Origin of the sequence: Kitasatospora sp. RG8 (assembly GCF_017813315.1) — a bacterium.
Taxonomy (GTDB): domain Bacteria; phylum Actinomycetota; class Actinomycetes; order Streptomycetales; family Streptomycetaceae; genus Kitasatospora.
Window position 1 is genome coordinate 1 of sequence record NZ_JAGIYX010000022.1, and the last position, 18,927, is coordinate 18,927.

The following is an 18,927-nucleotide window of genomic DNA, read 5'->3' on the forward strand; positions in this document are numbered from 1 at the left end:
GGGCGGGTACGGGTACACGCGGGACTACCCGTTGGAGCGGATGATGCGGGACGCGAAGATCACGCAGATCTACGAGGGCACCAACCAGATCCAGCGGATCGTGATGGCCCGCAACCTGCCGTAGTCCGGCGCGCGGCGGTGCACCCGGCGGACCGCGGTGCACCGCCGGACACGCGGGTCCGGCTGTTCGAAGCCGGTGCTATGTTCCGGGAATGAGCGAGAAGGAAGAACAGGACCAGCCCATGAACGACGGGCCGCCGAAACCGGCGATGCGCGAGGCGCTGGTCGCCGCCGCCTTCGAGCTCTTCCTGGAACGAGGCTTCGAACAGACCACCATCGACGACATCGTCTCGCTCGCCGGGGTCGGCCGGCGCTCCTTCTTCCGCTACTTCCCGGCCAAGGAGGACGTGGTCTTCCCCGACCACGAGCGCAGCCTCGCCGAGATGACGGAGTTCCTGGAGTCCGGCAACGGCGAGGAGGACCCGGTCCGGCACGCCTGCGACGCCGCCCGCCTCGTCCTGCGGATGTACGCCGAGCAGCCGTCCTTCTCCGTGCAGCGCTACCGGCTCACCCGCAAGGTGCCCGGCCTGCGCGCGTACGAGCTGTCGGTGGTCTGGCGCTACGAGCACACGCTCGCGCACTACCTGCGCGGCCGCTTCGCCGACCGGCCGGACGGCGCGCTGCGGGCCGACGTGATCGCGGCCGCCGTCGTCTCCGCGCACAACCACGCGTTGCGGACCTGGCTGCGCTCCGGCGGCGAGAGCGACTGGATCGCCGAGGTGGACGCGGCGATGGCCTTCGTCACCGGCACCTGGAGCGACCGTCCGGCCGACAGCGCGTCGGGCGGCGGGGCATCGGGCGGGGCGTCCGGCGGGGCGTCGGGTGGCGCGGCTGCCGGCTCCGGCGGTGAGGAGGATCCGGACGACGTGGTGGTGCTGGTCGCCAGCCGCCGGGTGCCGCTCTGGCGGATGGTGCAGGGGATCGAGAGCGCACTGGGGGAGACCCGCCAGGTGCAGCCACGGTGATCCCGTGACTCTTCCGGGCTTCGTGCTCTTCTGAGCCTCCTGGGCTTCCGGGCCTCCCGGCTTCCTGGCCTCCCAGGCCACTTGGCCTTCTGAACGGCGCTGCCCTCTCAACGGCTCACCCGTGCGGCGTAACCCGCCTGGGGCGCGCCGTGCGGAGCGCGTCGGTTACCGTGCGCGCCCCTGCGCCGCGGGCGAGACTCGGTCCCAGGACGGGGCAGGGCGGTGGCGGGCCCCGGGGAGCGCGAGGGAGCGGGCATTGTCCGAGCAGACCAGGACGGCGAGTGGCGGCCCCACCCTGCAAGAGGTGTTGCTGAGGAAGGGGTACCTCGGACTGCTGCTGGTCTCGGCCCTGGTCGGCATCCCGGTCTCGCTGGCCGCGTTCGGCTTCGTCAGCCTGGAGCACGAACTCCAGCACTGGATCTGGGAGAGCCTTCCCGACGCCGCCGGCTTCGACAGCCCGCCCTGGTGGTGGCCCCTGCCGGCGCTGCTGCTCGCCGGTCTGCTGCTGGCCCCGATCGTGACCCGGTTCCCGGGCCGCGGCGGCCACATCCCGGTGGACGGGATCGGCGGCCCGCCGACCATGCCGAAGGCCGTCCCCGGCGTGGTGCTGGCGGCCCTGGCCTGCCTGCCGCTCGGCGCGGTCCTCGGCCCCGAGGCGCCGCTGATGGCGATGGGCAGCGGCCTGGCCCTGCTCGCGGTCAGCTCCGCCAAGCGGACGTCCCAGCCGCAGTTGCCACCCGTGCTCGGTGCGACCGGCTCGGCGGCGGCGATCTCCACCATCTTCGGCAGCCCGCTGGTCGCCGCCGTGATGATCATCGAGGCGGCCGGGCTCGGCGGCCCACGGCTGATGGCCTTGATCCTGCCGTGCCTGTTGGCGAGCGGCATCGGCGCGCTGGTCTTCACCGGCTTCGGCCACTGGACCGGCCTGTCGATCGGTGCGCTCTCACTGTCGTCCGAGCCGCCGGCGGGCACCCCCGACCCCGGTGACTTCCTCTGGGGCGTCCCCGTCGCGGCAGCCGTGGCGGTGCTCTGCGTGGCGGCCCACACGATCGGAGAGCTGGTCAAGACGTACACCAGCGGCAGGCCGCAGGGGCCGGCGCCGACCGCCCGCCGGACGGCGGCCCGTACGGTGGTCTGCGCGGTCGCGGTCGGCGCCTGCATCTCCGCGTACGCGCTGCTCACCGGGCGCTCACCCGCGGAGGCGGCCCTGTCCGGGCAGATCACCCTCGGCGCGCTGGCCGCCGACCCGGCCTCCTGGTCGATCGGGGCGCTGCTGGCGCTGGCACTCTGCAAAGCGGTCGGCTGGGGCATCGCGCTCGGCAGCCTCCGCGGCGGCCCGATCTTCCCGGCGCTCCTGATCGGCGCCGCCGTCGGGGTGGCCTGCGCCCCGCTGCCCGGCTTCGGCGACGCGCCGGGCCTGGCGGCCGGGCTCGCCGCCTCCGCCGCGGCGGTCACCCGCTTGCCGGTCACCAGCGCGGTGCTCGGGGCGGCGCTGCTCGGTGCGGACTCCGTGAACACGATGCCGTTGCTGATCGTCTCGTCGGTAACCGCAGTGGTCGTGGGGGAGATGGCCCGAAGCCTCGTCCGGCGTCCGGCCGCCGTTCCGCAGGACGGGCACGACCGGGCGCAGGCGGGCTGACGCCGGGCCGGCCCGCGCCTCCGGCGTTCGTGTCGGACCAGTTCCTCCGGCTACGCCGGCGGGACGGCGGCGGCCATCAGCGGGCCCCACGGGGCGGCGTCGAAGATCAGCGCGATCGAGGCGATCCGCCCGTCCCGCAGCCGGAAGTGCTCGGCGGTGCGCTGGGTGCCGACCGGCGAGGCGGTGTGCACGTCGTACACCAGCGTCGCCTCCTCCGGACGGTACAGCTCGCTGAGCAGCTCGACGCCGGTGACCAGCCCGAGGAAGCCGTCCAGCCCCGCGAGGTGGCCGGTCGGGCTGGACGAGGTGATCAGCGGGCTGCGGAAGGCGAACGGCTCGCCGGTCTGCGCGGCGGCGCCCGCCACGTCACCCCGGAGCCGGGCCTCGTGGTACGCCCTGACGGTCTCCCGGGTCCGGCGAGTCTGCCGGGCCTGCTGGGACTGCCGGGCCTGCCGTTCGGCTGTGCTCACAGTGTTCTCGGTGCTCACAGTGCTCATGGTGTTCCCCCTCCTGGTGAGTTCAGGGCTTCCTGTCCGGCTGCTGCGGACGGTCGAGGTACTGCTCGATGCGCTGCTGGTTCTCCACCAGGCGGAGGCAGAGGTGGCGCAGTTGGGCCAGCTCGTCGGGCGAGAACCCGTGGAAGACCGCCGCCATGGCGCGCTCGGTCGGCGCCCGGAACGCCTCCAGCCAGGCCCGTCCCTCCGGGGTGATCGTGACCAGGACGGCCCGCCGGTCGCGGGGGTCGGGCAGACGCCGGGCGAGGCCCTCCCGTTCCAGGGTGTCGACCAGCCCGGTGACGTTGCGCGAGCTGACGCCGCCGGCCCGGGCCAGCTCGCCGACGGTGAGCCCCTCCGTGCCGATTGCGCCGCTCGTGCTGGTCATACCGGTTGTCCCGGTCGTATCGGCTGTATCGGTCGGGCTTGCCGCGCCCGCCTCCCCGGCGGCGTTCAGCCGGATCAGCACGTCCAGTGCGCCCGAGCTGAGCCCGCGCCCCTGGGTGCCGTGCGTCCGCAGCCGCTCGACGGCGTGGAAGGCCGAGCGCGCGGCGGCCGCGGCCTCCAGGGCGAGGGTGTCCCCGTCACGGGTGAACCCGGCCATGGCGGCCCGGACCCGGGTGTCGTACAGCCGGCCCTCGGCATCGCGGTCGAGCGGACCGGCGGCCGGTTCCTCGGATTTATGTACGTACTTCATAATGAAGTCATTCTGTATATAGGGAGCGATGCGTGTCAACGCCCGGGCGGCAGCACCACTCGCGAGCGGAGGCGGCCCCGGGCCGACGAGGTGCGTCCGGGTCAACGACGGCGGGCCGTGCACCCGTTCGGCGGACAGCCGGTGAACATCCGTCGATTCGCCCGTGCCGACCGCGGTCCGTGCGGCATAACGGAGGGGTGCCCGCCCAGCACGGCGCACCGGAGCCCACCGGACCGGCCGAAGGACCTCACCGATGCCCCTGAAGAACTACGGCGTGCTCGCCGCCACCGCCGTCGAGCGGCGCCGCGAAGGCGCCGCCGACACCCCGCACTACCAGATCCACCTGCGCGACGCGCAGGGCACCGACTACCGGGCGGCGGTCAACGTCCAGTCGCAGCAGTCCCCTTCGGACCTGCTCTACGTCGTCGTGGACGACTTCCGGCACCCGCTCACCGCGCTGCTTCCCGCCGCCGGCAGCGGCTGGACCGACCTCCCCTCGAAGCCCGGCACGGCGAGTCTGGACTTCATCCGCGGCAACCTCTTCGACCCGGCCGCCCTGCGCACGCTGCCGCCCGACGCCCCCGGTGCCGACAACGACCTCGCCGACCTGCTCGACCACTACGTCCAGCGCGCGATCAACGACCCGGCCGCCGCCGTCTACCTGATCGGCCAGCGCTTCGGCCCCGAGCCGACCGTCCCCGACAAGGTGTTCGGCTTCACGCCCGGCAACGGCGTCCACGACATCCACATGAACCAGGGCAACAGCGGCCGCTTCCGCGCGGACGACGGCGTCTACCAGGACGGAGGGCTGCTGATCCACCTGCCCTCCGAGGACCGCTGGATCGCCGTGTTCCTCGCCTTCCAGTCGCAGGCCTGGCACACCGACGACGCCACCGGCCACACTCTCCCGGGCACCCCGCCGCGCCCCACCGACCCGACCGGCCACGACACCGCGCTGCGCATCGTCGCCGCCGTGGTCAACCCGGTCGGCCCGGCTCCCGAGGACGAGACGGTCACCGTGCTCAACACCTCCGCGGCGCCCGTCGACCTGGCCGGCTGGCACCTCGCCGACCAGGCCAAGCACCGGCTCGCCCTGCCCGCCGGGCCGCTGGCCGCCGGGGCCGCGCTCACCGTGCACGGCGCCGGCGGCTTCGAGCTCGGCAACCACGGCGGGGCGATCACCCTGCTCGACCCGAGCGGCCTCAAGGTGCACGGTGTCGCCTACACCGCCCGCCAGGCCGCGGCCGAGGGCCGGACGATCACCTTCTGAGGTAGTAATCCGACGCCTTCCGCTGTCTTCTGATGCCCTCTGACTCCCGCTGACGCCTTCTGGCGCCTTATGGCGTTCGTAGGCCGTCGCGGGCCGTCGCGGGCCGTCGCCGGATCCGGGTGCGGGCCCGGGCCCGGTGACGCTGCCCGCCCCTGCCGGCCTCCTCTTGTCCCTCGTCCGAGTGAGCCCCGGATTTCACCGGGCCCGGCCGGGGCAGATCCCGCCCGTGACCACCTCCACACCGCGCCGCCGCCGGCGTCGTCGCCCGGCCGCTCCGCACCGGAAGCCGGCCCCCGCCAAGACCGCTCCCTCCACTCCTCCTCCGGCCTCGGCGGCGGCACCGGCCACCGCCAAGCCGCCAACCGCGTCGGCCAAGCCGCTTGAGCCGTCCGTCCCTCCCGTGTCGACCGCACCGCGGGGCCCCGCACCCGCGGCCCGGCGGACAGGGTGCTGCGACGCCTCCGTCACCGAGCACCGCTCCCTCGGCGGCACCGTCATCCGCACGCGCCGCCACCACCCCGGCTGCCCGGTCTGGAGCGCCCGTTGACGATCCGGACGCGGGCCGGCCGAGCGCCGCCCCGTGCCACCCACGCGGCTCCGGGCCGCACCCTGTCGCTCCAGGCCGTGCCACGCCGCTCCGCCTTCGCCCGGTCCGTCACCCCCACGTCCGCCGCAGGGCCAGCATGCCGTCGGGACCGGGGTCGATCCGGACGCCGAATCCGCGGCTGACCCGGTCGAGCACCTCCCGCATCCACTGCCCGTCGGCGTGCGAGGCGTGCCGGAGCCGCATCTGCCAAGCCTGGACCGGCGCCATGAGGACACCGACCAGATCCCCGCTCCCCGGGTCCACCGAGACGAAGTACAGCAGCCGCAGGTCGTCCCGGTACTGCTCGTGACCGGCGATGCCCTCGTAGTCGTCGATGAAGTCGCCGCAGCCGTAGAGGATGAGCTTCCCGCGGTAGACCTCGACGGGGCGGGGGTGGTGGGAGGAGTGCCCGTGCACGACGTCGACGCCGCCGTCGACCAGGGCGTGGGCGAAGCGGGTCTGGTCCCGGGAGATCCGGTAGCCCCAGTTGGACCCCCAATGGACCGAGGCGACCACGACATCGCCCGGTCGCCTCACCTGCCGTACCCGGTCGACGACATCGGCCGCGTCGACGGCCGAGGCCTCCGAGACGAAGTCGACGCCGGCCCGCTCCCCGGCCGCGCTCCACCGCCACGGAATGCCGCTGGACGCCGTCCCGAAGGAGAAGACCAGGACCCGCCCGCCGTCGCCGACCCCGATGACCGCCGGCCGCCGGGCGGAGGCCGCGTCCCGTCCTGCTCCCGCCGAGGTCAGCCCCGCCCCCGCCAAGGCGTCGAGCGTCTCCCCGAGTCCACGGAGGCCGAAGTCCAGTACGTGATTGTTGGCCAGCACGCAGACGTCCGGCCGGGCGGCGGCCAGGCACGGGACGTTTGCCGGGTTCATCCGGTACAGCACTTCCTTCCCCGGTGCGAAGGAGTTGCTACGGGTGATGCTCGTCTCCAGGTTCAGCACCCGGACGTCGGGCGCGACCTCGTCGAGCAACTCCAAGGCCTCCCCCCAGGGCCAGGAGAAGTCGACCGGCCGGGGGATCGGGCCGCACACGGCCTCCGCCAACTCGACGTAGTCCCGCGCGTCCCGGACGTACGGCTCCCGCAACGTCGGATCACCGGGGTGCGGCAGGATCTGGTCGACACCGCGGCCGAGCATCACGTCGCCGCAGAGGAACAAGCTCAACGCTCCCGCGTCCACACCACAACGCTAGGCCCGCCACCGCCGCGTCGCAGGTTGCGGGGAACCCCGCCCGGTCGTCCCCGAGCGGGGCCACCGCGGCGACCTCGCCCGACAGGACCGCCCGCCGGAGCGCGCCGGTTCCCACTGAGGCGAACCACGGCCTCGACGGGTGTCCTGGCTCCGACCCCGCCACAGAGTCCTGACGCTCCCTCATATTGCTGCGCACGACGGCTTGCAGAGGTCCAGCTCATGCCGTATTGAGAGTCAAGGCCTCGCTGTCCGGGGGCCCTGGCGAAGGAGCAACACATCCAATGAGGAAACAGGAAGCGATCGAGGCGGTCCGGGTCTTTCCGGGCAGGATCCAATCCGCAACGCCGCGGACGGTCGTGCTGCGCGAGGAGTGGGAGGGGAGTTCGGCTGGGCGTGGAACGTCCGGTTCGAGACCCAGGAGTATCTGGATACCGGCGATCCCAAGAACCGGCCCATGTCACGCGCCCTCTACGTTCGCAAGGACGACGGAACGGTCGCGTTCCTCCCGTCCTCGTTGTCGGTCAGGCAGGGGGAGTACTTCATGGAAACGGGCGTCTTTCCCCCGCCTCCGGAGTCTGAGCTCTGAGCGCGATCCCCGCCCCCGCCGACCGCGCCCGGGTGGCCGGCGGCGACCCGGGCGCCGACGGATTGCCGCTGCCGCCGGTTCCCGGTCTGTGCCGCCGAAGCGGCGACCCGCAAACGCAAAGTGCGGGTCAGGATTTCTCCTGACCCGCACTCGTGGTGTCCGAGGGGGGACTTGAACCCCCACGCCCGATAAAGGGCACTAGCACCTCAAGCTAGCGCGTCTGCCATTCCGCCACCCGGACTAGGTGTTGTCTTTGCGGCTTCCTCGGCCGCGCTGACAGATGTAACTGTAGCAAAGATCGGCTTGAGCTCCCAAAACGGCTCCGGGTGGGGGTGCGGGGGCAGGCGGCGGGGGAGGGGAGTGGTCTGTGGCGGGGGTGTGACCAGGGGGTTTCCTGCGGTTTCCCCCGGGTCCGCGGGGTGGATCCGGGTGGGGGGCTGGGGGAGTATGGGCGGACGTGCTCGTACGGCCCGGGTGCAGGTCCCGGGGGTGGCGCGGTGGTGCGCCGGTGCGGGGCTGAGACGAGGAGTGACCGTGAGCGAGCGGAGCGAGTCGACGGCGGGGCGGGCGGCGGCGCCGAAGGTGACGGCCGAGTCGGAGGTCGCCGAGATCTGTCGCGATCTGATCCGGATCGACACCAGCAACTACGGCGACGGCTCCGGGCCGGGGGAGCGGAAGGCCGCCGAGTACGTGGCCGAACAGCTCGCGGAGTTCGGTCTCGAACCCCAGATCATCGAGTCGGCCAAGGGGCGGGCGTCGACGGTGGTGCGGATCGAGGGGGAGGACCGGTCGCGTCCGGGCCTCCTGATCCACGGGCACACCGACGTGGTGCCGGCCAATGCCGCGGACTGGACGTACGACCCGTTCGGCGGCGAGATCGCGGACGGCTGCGTCTGGGGGCGCGGCGCGGTCGACATGAAGGACATGGACGCGATGACGCTGGCCGTCGTCCGTGACCGTCTGCGGACCGGGCGCAAGCCCCCGCGCGACCTGGTGCTGGCCTTCCTCGCGGACGAGGAGGCGGGCGGCACGTACGGGGCCCGGTACCTGGTGGACAAGCACCCGGGTCTGTTCGAGGGCGTGACCGAGGCGATCGGCGAGGTCGGCGGCTTCTCGTTCACCGTCAACGACCAGACCCGGCTCTACCTGGTGGAGACGGCCGAGAAGGGCATGCACTGGATGCGGCTCACGGTCGAGGGCCGGGCCGGGCACGGGTCGATGGAGAACGACGACAACGCGATCACCGAGCTGTGCGAGGCGGTCGCGAGGCTGGGGCGGCACAAGTTCCCGCTGCGGATCACCAAGACCGTCCGGGCCTTCCTGGACGAGTTGTCGGACGCGCTCGGCGTCGAGCTCGACCCGGAGAACATGGACGAGACGCTGCGGGTGCTGGGCGGCATCGCCAAGATGATCGGCACCACGCTGCGCAACACCGCCCAGCCGACCATGCTCGGCGCCGGCTACAAGGTGAACGTGATCCCCGGGCAGGCGACCGCGCACGTGGACGGGCGATTCCTGCCCGGCTACGAGGAGGAGTTCCTGGCCGAGCTGGACAGCGTGCTCGGCCCGCGCGTGAAGCGGGAGAGCCTGCACTCGGACAAGGCGATCGAGACCGGGTTCGACGGAGCGCTGGTGGAGGCGATGCAGACCGCGCTCCGTGCCGAGGACCCGATCGCGCGCGCCGTGCCGTACTGCCTCTCCGGCGGGACGGACGCCAAGTCGTTCCAGGACCTCGGGATCCGCTGCTTCGGCTTCGCGCCGCTTCAGCTGCCGCCGGAGCTGGACTTCGCCGGGATGTTCCACGGCGTGGACGAGCGGGTGCCGGTGGACGGGCTGAAGTTCGGCGTCCGGGTGCTGGACCGGTTCATCGACCTCAGCTGAGCAACCGGCCCCGAGCGGGGCGAGGCCCGTTCCCGGGGTGCCCGGGGGCGGGCCATCCGCATTGTCCGAGCTAATGATTTGGGACGGCGGAACAAAGATCCAGAGAAACGTTTCTCCGCTAGGTTCCAGGTCGACATCTTGTGCGAGGCGTCACCGTTGCGGGTGAATGGGGAAAAGGTTCCGTACCCCGTTTGCCACACCCTCGTTCATTCCTTTGCAGCCCGCCGAACGGGTTGCGCAGTCCGTACAGGAGGAATGATGAAGCTCAAGAAGATCGCCGCCGTGACCGCCGCCACCAGCGGCCTGGTGCTGGCCGCCGCCGGTGTTGCGTCCGCCCACGGTGGTGCCGCGGCCGATGGTGTCGCCGCCGGCTCGCCGGGCGTGGTTTCGGGCAACCAGGTGCAGATCCCCGTGCACATCCCCGTGAACCTCTGCGGCAACACCGTCAGCGTGATCGGCGTTCTGAACCCGGCTTTCGGCAACCACTGCGCCAACTTCTGAGCGCAGGTTGACCGTGTGATCGGCTGACAGGCTGGTCATCGGGTTGACTGACTTGGCCCCCGGGTGGCGGACGCGCCGCACCGGGGGCGCTTCACTGCCCGGGTCCGTCCGGCAGTCCGGCCGGCCTGCTCCGGGCCGCCAGGACCCGCTCGGGGAGACGCCGCCAGGACTCGCTCCGGTCCGTGCGGGATCTCGCTGGATCCGCCCGGGGCTGTCGGGGTGCTTGTCCACTGCCTGTGGGTGGCTTCGCTCGATCGGGTGAAGAGGGTTCGTTCGGCTCAACCTCGATGCCCCAGCCTCGTTGTCCCCTGTGCAGCCGAAGACCTAGCCAGTTATTCGGAAATTCCGACTTTCGTTTAGGTCATCACGTCGTTTCGATACGTCAGGGGAAAATATGAGGAATGTAGCCAAGAAGGGGCTCCTCACGGCCGTGGCCACCGGCAGTGTCCTGGCCTCGACCGCCGGCTACGCCTACGCGGGCGCCGAGGCGCAGGGGGTCGCGGCCGGTTCCCCGGGCGTGGCCTCGGGGAACTCGGTGCAGGTGCCGGTCGAGGTGCCGATCAACGCCTGCGGCAACACCGTCGACGTGGTCGGCGCGCTGAACCCGGCGTACGGCAACCACTGTGCCAACGCCAGCGGCGGCGGGCACCCGGCCGGCGGCGGTCACGGCTCCTCCGGATCCTCCGCCTCCGGTTCCTCGGCACCCGGGTCCTCCGCTTCCGGGTCCTCCGCTTCCGGATCCTCGGCATCCGGCACGGCGGCCGGTTCGCCCGGGGCGGTCTCCGGCAACAGCATCCAGGCGCCGGTGCACGTGCCGGTCAACGCCTGCGGCAACTCGGTCGACGTGGTCGGCGTCGGCAACCCGGCCTTCGGGAACGCCTGCGGCAACGAGAGCCACCCGGTGTCGGCCCCGCCCACCAAGCCGGACGACGACTGTCCGGAGGGGCACACCCCGCACAACCCGCCGCCCACCCACCCGTCCACGCCGCCCTCACAGGGCCCGGGTGACAACAAAACGACGCCGCCGGGCATCCCGCCGCGCACGGGGAGCCCGTCCACGCCTCCTGCTGCCACCCCCACCGCTCAGGCCGTGCCGGCCTCGGTCCGGACCGAGAGCCCGCAGGCCACCGCGAGCCAGCTGGCGTCGACCGGTGCAGGAAGCACCGAACTGCTCGGTGCGGCCGGCCTCGCCCTACTGGTCGGAGGTGGCGTCCTCTACCGCCGCGCCCGCGCCGGCGCGCGCTGATCCTCGGGCGTTCCGGCTGGGACCGTGGGCCCGTGACCGGAAGCCTGTGCGGGTTGAACCGCATGCCCTGAGGGCGCGACGAGCGGGGCCCCGCTGAGTGGGCCCCGCCAGGCGAGGCCACGGCGCACGTCGCGCGGAGCGTGCTGAGCGGCGCACGCCGAGCCGGAGAAGCCGCCCGCGGCCGTCGGATGAACGGACGGCCGCGGGCGCGCGAAGGCACGGGCGTGGGGCTTCAGGCGCCGGGGTCGGTGATCACGCCCACGGCGTGACGGCCGTCACCAGCTCCGGACCTGCCGGATGATCCGTCGCCGCAGCAGCACCGTCCGGCTGCCGTCGGGGAACAGGCGCAGTCTGTCCAGCTCCCAGTGGCCGTACTCGGCGTGGTCGGTGAGCAGTTGGCGTGCCGCGTTGCGTGAGGTGCCGCGCGGCATGCGCAGCGACTGGTACTCGTACTCCGGCTGCCGGACCGGCTTCGGTGGGGTCAAAACGCTCCTCCTGAGGGACACCTTCGGGCAAGCCTACGGCCTGCCCCCGACAACGGGCCCGGGCATTTTCGGCCGCACTCCCGCCGAGCGCTCACCCGTGGTCCCGCCCGGGACCCGCCGGGTGGACCGCCTGGGGGATCGCCGGCAGAACCGCAGGCGGCCCGCCCTCGGCCCGCCCTCGATCCGCCGCCGAACCGCCGCCGGCCCACCTGCGCCGCGCCCGGGATCCTGACAGTGCATCAGTTCCGTTTCTCCTCCTGACGGAATACCCCGATCATGGCTCGCCAAGCGGCACTCGGACGGCCCAGCCGTGCCGTCGCCGCGGCCCGCGCGCGGGCGTACGCGGGCACAGATCCACGCGGATCGGACATCAGGGCGGAAGTTGCGGTGAAATCGCGGGTGTAGGTGACAACCGCTGTGCGTACCGACGCCGCGGGGAGATAGCGTCTGCACCATGTCTGATGCCGCGCAGCCCACCATTGCCGAGGTACGCGCCGCCGCCGAGGCGGTCAAGGCCGCCATCGACCGTCATCTGGAAGCGGTGTCGAGCCCCAGCGCAGCGGACGATCCCGCTGTGTTCGCCGCCTACGAGCAGCTGGCGACGGCGGCCATCGCCTACGACCAACTCCTTTACGAGGTCTACGACGAGGTCACCCCGTTCGAGGTCCCCGGTGACGAGGGGCCGGGCGGCTACCACGGTCCGGAACAGCCCGAGTCGATCAGCGTGCTGATCCGCCGCGACTACCACGTGGTGGACTCGAAGCGGCTTCGCGCCCAGGCCGAGCGGCTGGACGAGTCGCTGACCCCCGGCGGGGGCGGCACGGGCGGTCTGAACGCCGCGATCGGCGTGCTGTTCGGCGAGTACGAGCCGGACGAGATCGCCGCCCGCAGCGAGGAGTTCGGCCTGGAGGAGGGCGATTCGACGCTCTGGGTCGCGGCGGCCGAGCCGTCCGAGCCGGGGGAGTGGCTGCCGGAGCCCTTCGAGCACGCCGACCCGCAGTTGCTGATCTGCCGGTTCGACGTCAGCGAGGTCTACGACGACGAGGACCTCGACGACTGATCCGGGTCGCTCCCGGTCCGTTCCGCGGGCCGCGGCGTCACGCCGGGCGGCGCGGCGGGGTACCTCTCCCCGCCGCGCCGCCGGCTCCGGAGGCAGGGCGCCCAGTGGTCGGCGCTCAACGGCCTGCGCCGGCGCCGAGTTGGGCGAGCAGGGCCTGGTTGTCCTCGATGTGCCAGTCCTCGATGATCCGCACCGTGCCGACGTGCTGGATGTCGATCGCGTTGAACTCGACGCGCTGGCCCTGCCCCCGCACACCGTTGAAGGTCCCGGTGAAGTGGCCGCGGAAGACCAGCCGGGCGGTGATCCGGTCGCCGGTGATCAGCAGGTCCGACAGCTCGCAGCTGAGGTCCGGCACGGCGGCACGGAAGGTGCGGGAGGCGAAGGCCGGCCCGGCCGGGCCCTGCGGGCGCCCCTCCGGCAGCGTGTTGTCCCGGAATCCGGGGTCGACGGCGGAGTCCAGGTAACGCTGCTCGCCGGTGTTCCAGAAGGTGTAGAGCTGCTGGGCGAGCCGGATCTCCTGGGCTGCCCGTCGGGCGGGGAGCGAGCCGTCCACGGTGAGCGCGCGCGGCTGGACGAGCCCCGGCGTGCGGTCGACCAGCCGCCAGGCACGGTCGCCACCGTGGGTGGCGGAGGGGTGTTCGGAGGCGGCGGTCGCAACGGGCGCGCTGCCGACCGTCGCAGCGGCGACGAGCAGGGCGGCGATGCCGGCGGCGGCCGTGGCGGTGGTGCGGAAACGCTGGCGCGGACGCATGGTTTCGGACGTTCCTCTCAGGTGCGGGGCGGTACGGGCGGTGCACAGGGGTGCACGGATGTGTACGGGGAATGGCGGGGCGGGCCGTGCACGGGGGTGCCCAGGGCAAGGCGGTACGGGACGTGCGCAGCCCGGCGGGGGTTCAGAGGGGGTTCAGAGCTGGCGGAGCGCGCCGCCGTCGACGGCCCACTCGGCGCCGGTCACCTGGCCGGCGGGCGCCGAGACCAGGTAGGCGATCACCCGGGCGACGTCCTCGGGCGTGCCCAGCCGTGCGGTCGGCAGCCGCCGGACCTCCCGGACGAAGTGGTCGATCGCGGCCTCGGTCGGCAGGCCGAAGCCCTCGGCGAGCTGCTCCGCGAAGCCGCCGGGAGCGTCCCAGAGGCGGGTGCGGGTCGGTCCGGGCGAGACCACGTTGGAACGGACTCCCCGGGGGCCGAACTCCACGGCGAGGGACTTGGAGAGCGACAGCAGCGCCGTCTTCGCCGCCGCGTAGTCGACCAGCGGGCTGTCGGGCAGCCGGGCGGCCTCGCTGGCGACGTGCACGATCGCCCCGCCGGTGCGCAGCAGGGCGGGCAGCGCGGCGCGGCTCATGCGCACCGCGGAGTGGAAGTTGAGGTCGAAGGTGGCAAGCCACTGCTCGTCGGTGACGTCCAGGAAGCCGCTCCGGGCGTCCAGGCCGCCGACGTTGTTCACCAGCGCGTCGAGCCGGCCGTGCCGGGCCAGTACCTGTTCGACGATCCGGTCCGCCGTGCCGGGCTCGGTGAGGTCGGCGGCCAGTGCGTCGACCCGGTCGCCCAGCTTCTCGACGCCCTCGGGGGAGCGGGAGACGCCCACCACGACGGCCCCCTCGGCGGCCAGCAGCCGGACGGTGGCCTCGCCGATTCCGGCGGAGGCGCCGGTGACGACGACCACCTGGTCAGTGAGCTGTAGATCCATGGAACGGCACTCCTCGGTCGGGGTGGGGAAGTGCTCTCCACCCTCCGCCGACCAGGTGTCATGCGTCCAAGGCTTGGTTTCTATCGTTGCCATGAACGCCCGTCATGGCAGTACCGGGGAACGTGCGCGGCCCGTGCGCGGGAAGTCGGCGGATCCGACTTCCCGTGCACGGGCCGGACTGCGGAACCGGCGCCGGCCGGCAGCCGCTCGGGAGCGCTGGGGCGCGGGCTCAGGCCGTGCGGCCGAAGTCCACGTTCTTGGTCTCGACCGTCCCGGCCGTCCGCCCGGGCGCCTTCTGGCCGGACCAGTAGAGGTTGGTGTGGGCGATGACCTGCTCCGGCTTCGGCGCGCCCCAGGAGGAGAGGTCCTCCGTGGTGTGGGCGTCGCTGACCAGGATCGCGTCGTAGCCGCGGACGAGGGCGCCGTGGAGCGTCGAGCGGACGCAGAAGTCGGTCTGCGCGCCGGTGACCACGAGGCGCCCGACCTCCAGGCCCGCCAGTCCGGCCTCCAGGGTGGTGTCCTCGAAGGAGTCGCGGAAGAGCTTCTCGACGATCGCCTCGCCCTCGGCGGGCACCAGCTCGGGCACGATCTGCCAGCCGTCGCTTCCGAGGACGAGGTCCTCGGCGGAGTGCCGGACCCAGATGACCGGCACCTGCTCCAGCCGGGCCTTCTCGACCAGGGCCGCGATGTTGGCGACGACGGCGTCGCGCTCGTAGGCGCCCTCGACCACGTCGTTCTGTACGTCGATCACGAGAAGTGCGGTGTTCGGCCGGTTCTCGAGGGTGGTCATGGTCTCCCCTTTGCGCACGATGGACTACTGCGCCCCGCACGCTAGCGCCGACCACTGACGGCGGACCAGCCGATTGCGGTGGCGGCGGGGGTCCTGCCCCCACCGCAATCGGTTCCCGGTACGTGCCCGCGCCGTCAGTACACCTGGGCGGCGTTCTCGGCGAGGACCGCACGCAGCCGGGTGGTGCGGGGCTGGGCCGGGCGCTCGGCGACGGCCTGGGGGAGGGCGGGGCCGGCGGCGTGGACCACCGAGAGGTGGCGCTCGCCGCGGCCGAACGCCGTGTACACCCACTGGCGGGTGAGCGCCGCGCCCGCGTCCTCGGGGAGGACCACGACGGCGCCCGGCCAGCGGCGGCCGACCGCCTGGTGGACGGTCAGCGCCCAGCCGTGCCGCAGTCGGCCGGCCTCGGCGGGCGGGACGGTGCGCCGCGCGCCGTCCGCGTACTCCAGGTGCAGACCGGTGGCGTCGCCGTCCAGCACGCGGGCGGGGCGGGTGATGCCGGGGGCGGGGGAGTCGACCACCCGGTCACCCGGGTCGAAGCCGGCGAAGCGGCCCGGGCCGGGGTTGAGGCGGGCCTTGGCGGCGGCGTTGAGCGCCCGGGTGCCGGCCGGTCCGCCGTGGCCGGGGGTGAGCAGCACCACCTGCTCGGCGGGGATGCCGAGCGCGCGCGGGATGGAGTCGGTGAGCAGCTGCACGGCACGGTGGACGGCCTCGGCGCCGTCCTTGGCGGTCAGGATGACCACCTCCTTGTCCGGCGCCTCGACCGGCTGGAGCTCGCCGATGCCGACCCCGGAGACCAGCTCGCCGATCGGTCCGAAGTCCGGGGTGCGGGAGGCCACGGACGGGCAGACCTTGGCGGCCATCAGGTCGGCGAAGAAGCGGCCGGGACCGGCGGACCAGAGCTGGCCCGGGTCGCCGCTGAGGACCAGCCGGGTGCCGTCGGCGAGCGACTCCAGCAGGGTGGCGGCCAGCTCGACGTCCAGCAGCGGGGCGTCCAGGACGACCAGGACGTCCAGGGCGAGCGTGCCGTCCGGGGAACGGCCGGGGCCGGCCGTCCCGGCCAGCAGCTCGGCCAGGGTGGCGACCTGCAAGGGGCCTTCGGCGAGCGCGGCGAGGCTGTCGCGGCCCTGGTTGGTCCAGGTGGCGGCCCAGGCGCGGAGCCCGAGGCCGGTGGCCGCCCGGACCAGGGCTGCCGGCTCGGCCCGCGCGGCCTCGCCGCCGGTGTGGGTGACCAGGGCGTTCTCCGCGGCGGCCCGGATCAGGGCGGTCGCGGAGGAGGACGTGGCGGCGACGGCGGCCGCCTCCCAGGCGGCCGGGCCGGGCGCGGCGGGAGGTTCGGGCGCGGCGGGCGGTTCGGCACCGTGCTCGGTGGCGTCGTGCCCCGTGGTGTCGTGTCCGGCGGCGTCGTGCTCGTCGGAGGCCGGTTCGGCGGCGGCGCCGTCGGCGGCCTCCCCGGCCGGACCTCCGTCAGCGGGCACGCCCTCGTCGTCGGGACCGCCCTCGGGACCGCCCTCGGGACCGCCCTCGTCCTCGGGCCGGTGCTCGTCCTCGGGCCGGTGCTCGTCCTCGGGCCGGTGCTCGTCCTCGGGCTGGTCCTCGCCCTCGGGACCGTCCTCGCCGGGGACGAAGGTGGACATCAGCTGGACCAGGCCCTCGGCGAGGCTGTCCTCAGCGAGGGCCAGCCGCTCCAGCGCGAGCAGCATCCGGGTCGGCGGCTCGTCGTCCTCCTCGCCGCCACCCGCGGCGTGCGCCTCGGCACCGGTCAGCTCCTCCTGGAACGGCAGCGCCCGGCCGTCGTCCATGGCCGCCTGGAGCGCGGCGGCGGTGTCCGGGAGACCGAGACGGTCGAGCCCGGCGGTCACCTCGCCGATCTCCACGGCGGAGTGGCCGCGCAGTGCGGCCTGCTCCAGCAGCCACGGCACCAGTGCCTGCGCCCGGCGCGGGTCGCCGGGGCCGGCGGCGGGACCGAGCAGACCGCGGGCGAAGCCGTCCGCGTGCTCGGGGCGGACACCGGGCAGGGTCAGCACGGCCCACGGGTCGGCCCGCAGCTGCCCGGCGGCGCCGTCGCCGAACGCGGCCACGGCGGCGGTCGCGAGGTCGGTCGGTGCGCCGCCGGCGGCCAGGACCTCGGCGGTGTCCTTGAGGGCCTGCGCACGCTGCTCGTCGGTCCCGCCCCGGACCGGGGACGGACGGGCGGCAGCCGACGCCTCCGGTGAAGGAGCGGTACCGGGTGAAGGAGCGGTACCGGGCGAAGGGGTGGCGTCCGGGCCGCCGGTGGGGGCGGCCGGCGAGGCCTCGGGCGCGGGGCCCGCGGACTGCTTCCCGACCGTCCGGATCGCCGCGGCAAGCGCCGCGACGGCGGCCGCCTTGTCCGTGTCGCCGCTGCCGCGGCTCTCGGCGCTGCCGTCCGGGCCCGGGGTCACCGTGGTCTCCTCCGGAGCGCCGTTCTCCGTGTCACTCATCGTTCGCTCCAAGAAAGGTCACTCCACAGCTGGCACCGGACCGCACCGGACGGCGCGACGGCGGGCCGCAGGCGGCCGCCCCGGCGCGGTCGGCGCGGTCGGCATGGTCGGGACGGCACGGCCGCGCGGAGCGGCTGCGCCGATGGGGTCGGTCGGGCAGGTCGAAACAGGTCGGATCAGATCAAAACAGGTCGGGTCGGGTCACGGCAGGTCAGGGTGGGCCAGGTCAGGTCCAGTCCGGTCGGGCCAGGTCTGAACGGGTCTGAACGGGTCTGAACGGGTCGGAGCGGCTCGAAGCCGCCCGGACCACGGGCGACGCGGGCCCTACAGCTCGCTCCACCCCTGATCCGGGTAGCGGTGGACCGGCGACGAGATGTCGTCGAGCGCACCGCGGATCTCATCCGGAAGCGTAAGCGCCTCCACTGACAGCGCCGCCTGGAGCTGCGCCGCCGTCCGCGCCCCGACCAGCGCGCTCGCGACGCCCGGCCGGTCCCGCACCCAGGCGAGCGCCACCGCGAGCGGGCTGCTGGCGAGGCCGTCGGCGGCGGTGGCGACGGCGTCCACGATCCGCCGCGAGCGCTCCCCGAGGTAGGGCTGGACGAATCCGGAGAGGTACGGCGAGGCGCCGCGCGAGTCCTGGGGCAAGCCGTGTCGGTACTTGCCGGTGAGCACGCCGCGCCCGAGCGGGGAGGAGGCGAGCAGGCCCACCCCGGCGTCCCGGGCGGCGGGCAGCGCCTCCCGTTCGATGCCGCGCTGGAGCAGTGAGTACTCCAGCTGCGCGCCGGCGAGCGGCACCCGGCCGTGGTGGGCGCGCTGCCAGGTGGCCGCCTTGGCGAGCTGCCAGCCGCTGAAGTCGCAGACCCCGACGTACCGGGCACGGCCGGAGGTGACGGCGATGTCGAGGGCGGTGAGCGTCTCCTCGACCGGCGTGACCGGGTCGAAGGCGTGCACCTGCCAGAGGTCGACGTAGTCGGTGCCGAGCCGGCGCAGCGAGGCGTCGAGGGCGGCGAGGAGGTGGCCACGCGAGCCGTCGAAGCGGCGGGCGGACTCGGGGACGCTGCCCGCCTTGGTGGCGATGACGAGGTCGGAGCGGGGGACGACGTTGTCGGCGAGCCGGGAGAGCAGGTACTCGGCGCCGCCGTCCGCGTAGACGTCGGCGGTGTCGACGAGGTTGCCGCCGGCCTCGACGAACTCCTTGAGCTGCTCGGCGGCTTCGTGTTCGTCGGTGTCGCGGCCCCAGGTCATGGTGCCGAGGCCGAGCCGGGAGACCTGCAGCCCGGTGCGGCCGAGGTGTCGCATTTCCATCGGACGGGCCCTC

The 18,927-nt window shown here is 73.5% G+C and carries 18 protein-coding genes and 1 tRNA gene; 9 read left to right on the forward strand and 10 right to left on the reverse strand.

Annotated features, from left to right (window positions below; genetic code table 11):
• From J5Y04_RS27570 to J5Y04_RS27580, 3 genes are all read left to right on the forward strand, one after another.
• The coding region (locus tag J5Y04_RS27570; protein WP_256463564.1) for an acyl-CoA dehydrogenase family protein at positions 1-124 on the forward strand (124 nt) is incomplete at its 5' end.
• Between the two features lie 145 nt (positions 125-269).
• On the forward strand, positions 270-1,025 hold the full coding sequence (locus J5Y04_RS27575) for a TetR family transcriptional regulator (RefSeq protein WP_209415234.1): 756 nt from the start codon (positions 270-272) through the stop codon (positions 1,023-1,025).
• Positions 1,026-1,281: 256 nt separating this feature from the next.
• A complete protein-coding gene (locus J5Y04_RS27580) occupies positions 1,282-2,664 on the forward strand; it encodes a chloride channel protein (RefSeq protein ID WP_209415126.1) in 1,383 nt (460 codons plus the stop codon).
• Positions 2,665-2,714: 50 nt separating this feature from the next.
• On the opposite strand, the gene J5Y04_RS27585 is transcribed toward J5Y04_RS27580, so the two are convergent.
• Both J5Y04_RS27585 and J5Y04_RS27590 read right to left on the reverse strand, forming a co-directional pair.
• Complete coding sequence (locus J5Y04_RS27585) at positions 2,715-3,161, reverse strand: hypothetical protein (protein WP_209415127.1); 447 nt, start codon at positions 3,159-3,161, stop codon at positions 2,715-2,717.
• A gap of 22 nt (positions 3,162-3,183) precedes the next feature.
• Entirely contained in the window at positions 3,184-3,855 is a 672-nt protein-coding gene (locus tag J5Y04_RS27590) for a MarR family winged helix-turn-helix transcriptional regulator (protein WP_209415128.1), read from the reverse strand.
• A 253-nt stretch (positions 3,856-4,108) separates the two neighbouring features.
• Here J5Y04_RS27590 and J5Y04_RS27595 point away from each other — a divergent pair, with 253 nt between their 5' ends.
• Positions 4,109-5,125, forward strand: a complete 1,017-nt coding sequence (locus J5Y04_RS27595) for a DUF2278 family protein (protein WP_209415129.1) — start codon at positions 4,109-4,111, stop codon at positions 5,123-5,125.
• A gap of 655 nt (positions 5,126-5,780) precedes the next feature.
• Here the strand turns inward: J5Y04_RS27595 and J5Y04_RS27600 are convergent.
• Positions 5,781-6,884 carry a CapA family protein gene (locus tag J5Y04_RS27600; RefSeq protein WP_256463563.1) on the reverse strand — a complete coding sequence of 368 codons (1,104 nt, stop codon included), beginning with the start codon at positions 6,882-6,884 and terminating at the stop codon, positions 5,781-5,783.
• A 397-nt stretch (positions 6,885-7,281) separates the two neighbouring features.
• On the opposite strand from J5Y04_RS27600, the gene J5Y04_RS44030 reads away from it, so the two are divergent.
• Entirely contained in the window at positions 7,282-7,497 is a 216-nt protein-coding gene (locus J5Y04_RS44030) for a YrhB domain-containing protein (RefSeq protein ID WP_209415131.1), read from the forward strand.
• A 153-nt stretch (positions 7,498-7,650) separates the two neighbouring features.
• On the opposite strand, the gene J5Y04_RS27610 is transcribed toward J5Y04_RS44030, so the two are convergent.
• Positions 7,651-7,738, reverse strand: a tRNA-Leu gene (locus J5Y04_RS27610).
• A 293-nt stretch (positions 7,739-8,031) separates the two neighbouring features.
• On the opposite strand from J5Y04_RS27610, the gene J5Y04_RS27615 reads away from it, so the two are divergent.
• The 3 genes from J5Y04_RS27615 to J5Y04_RS27625 all read left to right on the forward strand — a co-directional run bounded on the left by J5Y04_RS27615 (position 8,032) and on the right by J5Y04_RS27625 (position 11,125).
• Positions 8,032-9,378, forward strand: coding sequence for a M20/M25/M40 family metallo-hydrolase (locus tag J5Y04_RS27615; RefSeq protein ID WP_307853326.1), 1,347 nt, complete (start codon positions 8,032-8,034; stop codon positions 9,376-9,378).
• A 255-nt stretch (positions 9,379-9,633) separates the two neighbouring features.
• The gene (locus J5Y04_RS27620) at positions 9,634-9,879 is read left to right on the forward strand and encodes a chaplin (RefSeq protein ID WP_209415132.1); all 246 of its coding nucleotides are present in this window, start codon (positions 9,634-9,636) and stop codon (positions 9,877-9,879) included.
• Positions 9,880-10,273: 394 nt separating this feature from the next.
• A complete protein-coding gene (locus tag J5Y04_RS27625; RefSeq protein WP_209415133.1) occupies positions 10,274-11,125 on the forward strand; it encodes a chaplin in 852 nt (283 codons plus the stop codon).
• Between the two features lie 275 nt (positions 11,126-11,400).
• Here the strand turns inward: J5Y04_RS27625 and J5Y04_RS27630 are convergent, their stop codons facing one another.
• Positions 11,401-11,610, reverse strand: a complete 210-nt coding sequence (locus J5Y04_RS27630; RefSeq protein WP_037846781.1) for a DUF5703 family protein — start codon at positions 11,608-11,610, stop codon at positions 11,401-11,403.
• 454 nt (positions 11,611-12,064) lie between these two features.
• Here J5Y04_RS27630 and J5Y04_RS27635 point away from each other — a divergent pair, with 454 nt between their 5' ends.
• The gene (locus J5Y04_RS27635) at positions 12,065-12,670 is read left to right on the forward strand and encodes a hypothetical protein (RefSeq protein WP_148647722.1); all 606 of its coding nucleotides are present in this window, start codon (positions 12,065-12,067) and stop codon (positions 12,668-12,670) included.
• Between the two features lie 115 nt (positions 12,671-12,785).
• Here the strand turns inward: J5Y04_RS27635 and J5Y04_RS27640 are convergent, their stop codons facing one another.
• From J5Y04_RS27640 to J5Y04_RS27660, 5 genes are all read right to left on the reverse strand, one after another.
• Positions 12,786-13,421 (reverse strand): ester cyclase, encoded by a 636-nt coding sequence (locus J5Y04_RS27640; RefSeq protein ID WP_209415134.1) that lies wholly within the window; start codon positions 13,419-13,421, stop codon positions 12,786-12,788.
• 153 nt (positions 13,422-13,574) lie between these two features.
• Positions 13,575-14,357, reverse strand: coding sequence for an SDR family NAD(P)-dependent oxidoreductase (locus J5Y04_RS27645; protein ID WP_209415135.1), 783 nt, complete (start codon positions 14,355-14,357; stop codon positions 13,575-13,577).
• A gap of 229 nt (positions 14,358-14,586) precedes the next feature.
• Positions 14,587-15,147 carry a cysteine hydrolase family protein gene (locus tag J5Y04_RS27650; protein WP_209415136.1) on the reverse strand — a complete coding sequence of 187 codons (561 nt, stop codon included), beginning with the start codon at positions 15,145-15,147 and terminating at the stop codon, positions 14,587-14,589.
• Positions 15,148-15,281: 134 nt separating this feature from the next.
• Positions 15,282-17,609, reverse strand: a complete 2,328-nt coding sequence (locus tag J5Y04_RS27655; RefSeq protein WP_209415137.1) for a helix-hairpin-helix domain-containing protein — start codon at positions 17,607-17,609, stop codon at positions 15,282-15,284.
• A 324-nt stretch (positions 17,610-17,933) separates the two neighbouring features.
• Positions 17,934-18,914, reverse strand: a complete 981-nt coding sequence (locus J5Y04_RS27660; RefSeq protein ID WP_209415138.1) for an aldo/keto reductase — start codon at positions 18,912-18,914, stop codon at positions 17,934-17,936.
• Between the last annotated feature and the right edge of the window lie 13 nt (positions 18,915-18,927).

Bases quoted from the DNA above. Each gene is read 5' to 3' on its own strand.
- J5Y04_RS27575 (WP_209415234.1), top strand. From the start codon at position 270: ATGCGCGAGGCGCTGGTCGCCGCCGCCTTCGAGCTCTTCCTGGAACGA.
- J5Y04_RS27585 (WP_209415127.1), bottom strand. From the start codon at position 3,161: ATGAGCACTGTGAGCACCGAGAACACTGTGAGCACAGCCGAACGGCAG.
- J5Y04_RS27590 (WP_209415128.1), bottom strand. From the start codon at position 3,855: ATGAAGTACGTACATAAATCCGAGGAACCGGCCGCCGGTCCGCTCGAC.
- J5Y04_RS27595 (WP_209415129.1), top strand. From the start codon at position 4,109: ATGCCCCTGAAGAACTACGGCGTGCTCGCCGCCACCGCCGTCGAGCGG.
- J5Y04_RS27620 (WP_209415132.1), top strand. From the start codon at position 9,634: ATGATGAAGCTCAAGAAGATCGCCGCCGTGACCGCCGCCACCAGCGGC.
- J5Y04_RS27625 (WP_209415133.1), top strand. From the start codon at position 10,274: ATGAGGAATGTAGCCAAGAAGGGGCTCCTCACGGCCGTGGCCACCGGC.
- J5Y04_RS27635 (WP_148647722.1), top strand. From the start codon at position 12,065: ATGTCTGATGCCGCGCAGCCCACCATTGCCGAGGTACGCGCCGCCGCC.
- J5Y04_RS27640 (WP_209415134.1), bottom strand. From the start codon at position 13,421: ATGCGTCCGCGCCAGCGTTTCCGCACCACCGCCACGGCCGCCGCCGGC.
- J5Y04_RS27645 (WP_209415135.1), bottom strand. From the start codon at position 14,357: ATGGATCTACAGCTCACTGACCAGGTGGTCGTCGTCACCGGCGCCTCC.
- J5Y04_RS27650 (WP_209415136.1), bottom strand. From the start codon at position 15,147: ATGACCACCCTCGAGAACCGGCCGAACACCGCACTTCTCGTGATCGAC.
- J5Y04_RS27655 (WP_209415137.1), bottom strand. From the start codon at position 17,609: ATGAGTGACACGGAGAACGGCGCTCCGGAGGAGACCACGGTGACCCCG.
- J5Y04_RS27660 (WP_209415138.1), bottom strand. From the start codon at position 18,914: ATGGAAATGCGACACCTCGGCCGCACCGGGCTGCAGGTCTCCCGGCTC.